The organism is Streptococcus sp. k-628 (assembly GCF_013277475.1).
Taxonomy (GTDB): Bacteria; Bacillota; Bacilli; order Lactobacillales; family Streptococcaceae; genus Streptococcus.
In genome coordinates, this window is sequence record NZ_VMMZ01000037.1 from 1 (window position 1) to 5,316 (window position 5,316).

General features: G+C 41.0%; 4 protein-coding genes. All 4 read left to right on the forward strand.

Annotated elements, in window-relative coordinates; translation table 11 throughout:
* The first annotated feature begins 84 nt into the window (after nt 1-84).
* Nucleotides 85-1,428 (forward strand): DEAD/DEAH box helicase, encoded by a 1,344-nt coding sequence (locus HT730_RS05030; RefSeq protein WP_173306993.1) that lies wholly within the window; start codon nt 85-87, stop codon nt 1,426-1,428.
* A gap of 213 nt (nt 1,429-1,641) precedes the next feature.
* Complete coding sequence (gene metK / locus HT730_RS05035; RefSeq protein WP_173306994.1) at nt 1,642-2,832, forward strand: methionine adenosyltransferase; 1,191 nt, start codon at nt 1,642-1,644, stop codon at nt 2,830-2,832.
* Nucleotides 2,833-3,160: 328 nt separating this feature from the next.
* Nucleotides 3,161-4,096: a dihydroorotate oxidase gene (locus tag HT730_RS05040; RefSeq protein ID WP_173213748.1), complete on the forward strand. Its 936-nt coding sequence runs from the start codon at nt 3,161-3,163 to the stop codon at nt 4,094-4,096.
* Between the two features lie 32 nt (nt 4,097-4,128).
* Entirely contained in the window at nt 4,129-5,166 is a 1,038-nt protein-coding gene (holA, locus tag HT730_RS05045) for a DNA polymerase III subunit delta (protein ID WP_173306995.1), read from the forward strand.
* Nucleotides 5,167-5,316: the final 150 nt, after the last annotated feature.

Here is a 5,316-nt window from a genome sequence, read left to right on the forward strand (position 1 = left end):
TTTTCATTGAGTATAAATAAGTGAGGCTACTGAAATGGAATAAAATATGGTATAATTGGTAAGATAGATAGAATCGAGGATATTATGTCATTTACGAAATTTCAATTTAAAAACTATATTAGAGAAGCCCTGCAGGAGTTGAAATTTACAACTCCAACAGAGGTACAAGATAAGTTGATTCCCATTGTCCTGTCAGGCCGAGATTTGGTTGGAGAATCAAAAACAGGTTCGGGTAAGACTCACACTTTCCTATTGCCGATTTTCCAGCAATTAGATGAAGCCAGCGATAGTGTTCAAGCAGTCATTACTGCACCGAGTCGTGAATTAGCTACTCAAATTTACCAAGCAGCTCGTCAGATTGCAGCCCACTCAGAAGTGGAAGTTCGTGTGGTTAATTATGTGGGGGGGACAGATAAGGCTCGCCAGATTGAGAAATTGGCAAGTAAGCAGCCTCATATTGTTATCGGAACGCCTGGCCGTATTTATGACTTAGTTAAGTCTGGTGACCTAGCTATTCACAAGGCTAAGACCTTTGTGGTCGATGAGGCAGATATGACCTTGGATATGGGATTCTTGGAAACTGTTGATAAGATTGCTGGCAGTCTTCCAAAGGACCTGCAATTCATGGTCTTCTCAGCGACTATTCCACAAAAGTTGCAACCATTCTTGAAAAAATACTTGTCAAATCCTGTCATGGAGAAAATCAAGACCAAAACGGTCATTTCTGATACCATTGATAATTGGTTGATTTCTACTAAGGGACGTGACAAGAATGCTCAAATTTATCAATTGACTCAGTTGATGCAGCCTTATTTGGCAATGATTTTTGTCAACACTAAGACACGTGCTGATGAATTACATTCATATCTGACTGCTCAAGGATTGAAGGTAGCGAAGATTCATGGAGATATTGCTCCTCGTGAGCGCAAGCGAATCATGAATCAGGTGAAAAATCTGGATTTTGAGTACATTGTCGCAACAGACTTGGCGGCGCGTGGGATTGACATTGAAGGTGTCAGCCATGTCATCAATGATGCCATTCCGCAAGACTTATCCTTCTTTGTGCACCGTGTTGGTCGAACTGGGCGTAATGGCCTACCAGGTACAGCCATTACCCTTTACCAACCAAGCGATGACTCGGATATCCGTGAGTTGGAGAAATTGGGAATCAAGTTTACTCCTAAGATGGTCAAAGACGGGGAATTTCAAGATACTTATGACCGTGATCGTCGTGCTAATCGTGAGAAGAAGCAAGATAAGCTTGATATTGAAATGATTGGTCTGGTCAAAAAGAAAAAGAAAAAAGTCAAACCGGGTTATAAGAAGAAAATTCAATGGGCGGTTGATGAAAAGCGCCGCAAAACCAAACGCGCTGAAAATCGTGCTCGCGGTCGTGCAGAGCGTAAAGCTAAACGCCAAACATTTTAATAGAAATTGTTGGAGTACTGAGCTCCAACTTTTTGCTTTATGAGAACGAACTATCTAAACCGAAATATCACATTAAAGACTGCAAATTGCGCTAAAAAATGGTATAATGATAAAGTTATATAGTCCCGATAAGATGGTAGGCATTTATCACTAAGAGTTTTCCTATCAGTACTTTGTAACTCTATAACACTATTTTTAAGGGGGGACATTTTTATGTCAGAACGTAAATTATTCACGTCTGAATCTGTATCTGAGGGGCATCCAGATAAGATTGCAGACCAAATTTCAGATGCGATTTTGGATGCTATTTTAGCCAAGGATCCAGAGGCGCACGTTGCTGCTGAGACAGCTGTCTATACTGGTTCCGTCCATGTTTTTGGTGAAATTTCTACAAATGCCTATGTAGATATTAACCGTGTGGTTCGTGATACCATTGTAGAGATTGGCTATACCAATACAGAATATGGTTTTTCTGCTGAGACGGTGGGTGTCCATCCGTCACTTGTTGAGCAGTCACCAGATATTGCCCAAGGTGTTAACGAAGCCTTGGAGGTTCGTGGGAATGCAGATCAAGATCCGCTTGACTTGATTGGTGCTGGTGACCAAGGTCTCATGTTTGGATTTGCGGTTGATGAAACAGAAGAGCTCATGCCATTGCCAATCTCACTCAGTCATAAATTGGTTCGTCGTCTGGCAGAACTTCGCAAGTCTGGGGAAATCAGCTATCTTCGCCCAGATGCTAAATCACAAGTTACAGTTGAGTATGATGAAAATGACCGTCCAGTACGTGTGGACACAGTCGTTATTTCAACTCAGCACGATCCAGAAGTCAGCAACGAACAAATTCACAATGATGTCATTAATAAGGTTATCAAAGAGGTTATTCCAGCCTCTTACTTGGATGCGCAAACAAAATTCTTCATCAATCCGACTGGTCGCTTTGTAATCGGTGGACCTCAAGGAGACTCCGGTTTGACTGGTCGTAAGATTATCGTAGATACTTATGGTGGCTACTCTCGTCATGGTGGTGGTGCCTTCTCTGGTAAGGATGCGACTAAGGTGGACCGTTCTGCGTCATATGCAGCTCGCTATATTGCCAAGAACATCGTTGCAGCCGGTCTTGCTAAGAAGGCAGAAGTACAATTGGCTTACGCTATCGGTGTTGCCCAACCTGTTTCTGTTCGTATCGATACTTTCGGTACAGGAACAGTAGCTGAAAGTAAGCTTGAAAAAGCAGCGCGCCAAATCTTTGACCTTCGCCCTGCAGGGATTATCCAAATGCTTGATCTCAAGCGTCCAATTTACCGTCAAACAGCAGCTTATGGACACATGGGACGTACAGATATTGATCTTCCGTGGGAACGTTTGGATAAGGTAGATGCTTTGAAAGAAGCAGTCAAATAAAATCTTAAGAGGGGAACTTCCTCTCTTTTTATAATTTTTAACTATGCTGGGATACTGTTCTGAAAATCCATTTTGCGAAAGTAGAGATTTACATGTATTTCTTTAAAAATGATAAAGGTTGAGATTTCTCCTTGTTGCTTGGACTTCATTCAAAAGTCTGTTACCCAAGCTTTGTTCAAACTTCCAATACACTAGCTGTTTCCATAGCATGACTTCTGCACTAGACTTTCTTTTCCGAATAAATAGATAGAACCATAGAATCTAGTAAACCTAGAATTAAAACTGTGGTATAATATTAGCAATAAAAGGAATCTGGAGGATTAGAATCATGGTATCAACGAAAACACAAATTGCTGGTTTTGAGTTTGATAATTGCTTGATGAATGCAGCAGGTGTGGCTTGTATGACGATAGAGGAGCTAGAAGGGGTTAAAAACTCAGCGGCAGGAACCTTTGTCACTAAGACAGCAACCTTGGACTTCCGTCAGGGAAATCCTGAGCCACGCTATCAAGATGTCCCACTTGGTTCTATCAACTCTATGGGCTTGCCGAATAAGGGCTTAGACTATTATTTGAACTATCTTTTGGACTTGCAGGAAAAAGAGCCGAACCGAACTTTCTTTTTATCTCTAGTTGGCATGTCTCCAGAGGAAACCCATACTATTTTGAAAAAAGTCCAAGAGAGTGATTTTCGTGGTCTGACTGAGCTAAACCTCTCCTGTCCAAATGTTCCAGGAAAACCTCAGATTGCCTATGATTTTGAGACAACAGACCGGATTTTGGCAGAAGTATTTGCTTACTTTACAAAACCTCTTGGAATTAAGCTTCCACCTTATTTTGATATTGTTCACTTTGACCAAGCGGCAGCTATTTTTAACAAGTATCCGCTCAAGTTTGTCAACTGCGTCAACTCAATCGGAAACGGACTGTATATAGAAGATGAATCTGTCGTTATTCGCCCTAAAAATGGTTTCGGTGGGATTGGTGGGGAGTATATCAAACCGACTGCTCTAGCTAATGTTCACGCCTTTTATCAACGCTTAAACCCTCAAATCCAAATCATCGGAACAGGAGGAGTTCTGACTGGTCGTGATGCCTTTGAACACATCCTCTGTGGTGCCAGTATGGTACAGGTGGGAACCACCCTTCACAAAGAAGGCGTCGGTGCTTTCGAACGTATTACCAATGAACTAAAAGCTATCATGGCGGAAAAAGGGTACGAGAGCTTAGAAGATTTCCGTGGGGAATTGCGCTATATTGATTAAATTCATTAAAAAATCAGAAGAAAGGAGAGAAGATGCTAGCCATTGAAGAAAGTCAGAAGTTGACTTTATCAAATTTACCTAGTCTAAGCCTATTTACAGGGACAGATCAGGGTCAGTTTGAAGTGATGAAGAGTCAAGTATTGAAACAGATTGGCTATGATTCTGCCGACCTCAACTTTGCCTACTTTGATATGAAAGAAGTAGTTTACAAGGATGTGGAACTGGAGTTAGTCAGCCTTCCTTTCTTTGCGGATGAGAAAATCGTGATATTGGATCATTTTGTTGATATGACAACAGCCAAGAAACGCTTTTTAACAGATGATGAGCTTAAGTCGTTTGAGGAATACCTTGACAATCCTTCGCCAACAACCAAGTTGTTGATCTTTGCGGAAGGAAAACTGGATAGTAAAAGACGGTTGGTTAAATTACTGAAGCGTGATGCCAAGGTTTTTGACGCAGTAGAAGCCAAAGAACAAGAATTGCGCCAGTATTTCCAAAAGTGGAGCCAGAAACAAGGTCTGCAGTTTGCCAATAATTCTTTTGAAAATCTCCTTATCAAATCTGGTTTTCAATTTAGCGAAATTCAGAAAAATCTCCTCTTTTTACAGTCCTATAAGGCAGATTCTGTTATCGAAGAAGAGGATATTGTCAACGCTATTCCCAAGACCTTGCAGGACAATATCTTTGACTTAACTCAGTTTATTCTGACTAAAAAGATGGATCAGGCGCGTGACTTGGTTAGAGACTTGACCTTGCAAGGTGAAGATGAAATCAAACTGATTGCAGTCATGCTAGGACAATTTCGGACTTTTACTCAGGTGAAGATTTTGGCGGAGTCTGGGCAAACAGAATCTCAGATTGCAAATAGTCTAGGAAGTTTTCTCGGACGCAATCCTAATCCCTATCAAATCAAGTTTGCGCTGAGAGATTCAAGAGGACTTTCCTTGAGCTTTTTGAAGCAAGCTATTTCCTATTTGATTGAGACAGACTATCAGATTAAGACAGGTCTTTATGAAAAAGGTTTCCTTTTTGAAAAGGCACTCCTACAGATTGCTAGTCAGGTAAATTGAAATTATTTTTGAAACTATAACCCGTGTCAATATTATTATTTTGTCGTGGGTTTCTTGCTGATTTGCTTGTTTTATACTCAATGAAAATCAAAGAGCAAACTAGGAAACTAGCCGCAGGTTGCTCAAAGCAGTGCTTTGAGGTTGTGGATA

Excerpts from the sequence above, each read along its gene's own strand:
- HT730_RS05040 (WP_173213748.1), top strand. The coding sequence starts at position 3,161 with ATGGTATCAACGAAAACACAAATTGCTGGTTTTGAGTTTGATAATTGC.
- metK (WP_173306994.1), top strand. The coding sequence starts at position 1,642 with ATGTCAGAACGTAAATTATTCACGTCTGAATCTGTATCTGAGGGGCAT.
- HT730_RS05030 (WP_173306993.1), top strand. The coding sequence starts at position 85 with ATGTCATTTACGAAATTTCAATTTAAAAACTATATTAGAGAAGCCCTG.
- holA (WP_173306995.1), top strand. The coding sequence starts at position 4,129 with ATGCTAGCCATTGAAGAAAGTCAGAAGTTGACTTTATCAAATTTACCT.